This window comes from Baaleninema simplex PCC 7105, from assembly GCF_000332355.1.
GTDB classification, from domain to species: Bacteria; Cyanobacteriota; Cyanobacteriia; order Cyanobacteriales; family Geitlerinemataceae; genus Baaleninema; species Baaleninema simplex.
The window spans coordinates 2405392-2407132 of sequence record NZ_KB235958.1 but is presented as its reverse complement, the minus strand read 5'-3'; the positions used below and the strand labels follow the sequence as shown (position 1 = coordinate 2407132).

The 1741-nt window shown below is 52.8% G+C and carries 1 protein-coding gene and 1 pseudogene; one reads left to right on the top strand and one right to left on the bottom strand.

Going from position 1 to position 1741, the window contains the following annotated elements:
• Window positions 1–74 precede the first annotated feature (74 nt).
• Window positions 75–263 (top strand): hypothetical protein, encoded by a 189-nt coding sequence (locus GEI7105_RS0112665; RefSeq protein WP_017660829.1) that lies wholly within the window; start codon window positions 75–77, stop codon window positions 261–263.
• A 299-nt stretch (window positions 264–562) separates the two neighbouring features.
• On the opposite strand, the pseudogene GEI7105_RS30295 reads toward GEI7105_RS0112665, so the two are convergent.
• A pseudogene (locus GEI7105_RS30295) lies at window positions 563–1336 on the bottom strand (RNA-guided endonuclease TnpB family protein); the annotation flags it as partial.
• Between the last annotated feature and the right edge of the window lie 405 nt (window positions 1337–1741).

The window sequence follows — 1741 nt, the reverse complement described above, 5'->3', positions numbered from 1 at the left end:
CCCCCCTTTGAAGGGGGGGTTGGGGGGATGGTTGGGTGGATAGAGGGACTTGTCAGTTCGGGCAAAACCAGTGTTTGATTCCTCGACTCCGCTCGGACTCAACGCTGAGCGAAGTCGAAGCCAGCGAAGTCGAAGCCAGCGAAGTCGAAGCCAGCGAAGTCGAAGGAAACAGCTTCCCCGAGCTGCCGATCTATCTGCGGCAAGAGTCCAAGCTCTACTTTGAAGTTAGCCCGTCTGTTCGATACGGTCGGGCGGGTCGTTGACCATCTCGATCGTACCTTGCCGCTCGGCTATCCCGGCCGCCGCTGACCGTTCGGCTGAGCTCACGGCCGAAGCCTTCATCTGCAGCGCGGGGCTTCTCGCCGAGGGAGCTAAGAAACAGACTCGGGGGAGAGGGTTGATACGGAATCCGCACCCCATATTCCCTTTTAACGCGATCGCCCAAAATCGATTCAAGTCCTTGCGTACACGGATCTGACGACGAAGTCCGCAAAACAGCGTTTTCACAACGAGATTTCGTTTGACATCCTCACCGCCCTGGAAGGACGGTGATTCCCAAACCTCACGATTTGGGTTCCTGTTTCTTCCCCTTACGGGTTTTTCGCAGTTGCTCTCTAGAACAATGTCCTTCAAGTCTTACACTCGCTCCACAGGCTGTAACGGTGTGTCCCACCGCCAAAAGGTTTCGTGCAGCGTTGATGTCCCGATCGTGATCCGCCCCGCATTTCGGACAAGTCCACTCTCTGACATCCAACGCCATCGAATCAGCTTTGTGTCCGCAACTCGAACACAACTTACTGCTCGGAAACCACTTGTCTACCTTGACAAGAGTTCGCCCGTACCACTGGCATTTATAGTCCAGTTGGTTGACGAACTCTCCCCACGCACAATCGGAAATATGTTTGGCGAGTTTGGGATTTCTTACCATCCCTTTAACCGACAAGTCTTCCACCACGACGGTTTGGTTTTCACGCACCAGGCGGGTTGTCAGTTTGTGCAGGTAATCGCTCCGAGAATCTTTGATTTTTTCGTGAATCTTGGCAACTTTACGACGCGCCTTCTCTCGATTCCGAGAACCCTTCATCTTACGAGACAGGGCTTTCTGAGCGCGTCTCAAGCGTTTGTAGTGTTTCGTCAGATGGCGGGGATTTTCCGCTTTTTCTCCATCGCTGGTAATGGCGAGATAGGCGATTCCCACATCGACGCCGACACTTTTCTCGGACTGGGGAAGTGGTTTAACGGTGTCATCGTCCACCAAGATGGAAATATGCCAACGTCCCGAGGGTTCGAGTCGCACCGTGACGGTAGAGGGTTCTACTCCTTTGGGGAGTTGGCGACGGGAGCATCTATTTTAAGTAATGAGTAAAAATACTTAAGCCAACTCGCGATTGAGATAAGCACAGCGTAAACGCAACATGGGATTGACATTCTCTCGATTCCACTGCGCTCCGGAAATCTTCATTCTCAAACCAATGCGTTTAATAGTCGATTCAACTTCCCCCGAACCAACTGACCTGGCCGTTTTCCTGGTCGTTGGGCATAATTCGGTAAGCGATGAGAATGGCGCTCTATATAGTTGAGGAAGTTGACCACTTCTGGAGTACGCCACTGGCCGAACTCGGCCCCCGCGGCCTTCGACCTCACCCTGCCACAAATGCTCTCGTACCGCTTCTAAACGTTGGTTTGAACCCCCAACCCGACTGCAGATTTTCTATCAAGTGATACCAGTCGAGGATTTCCT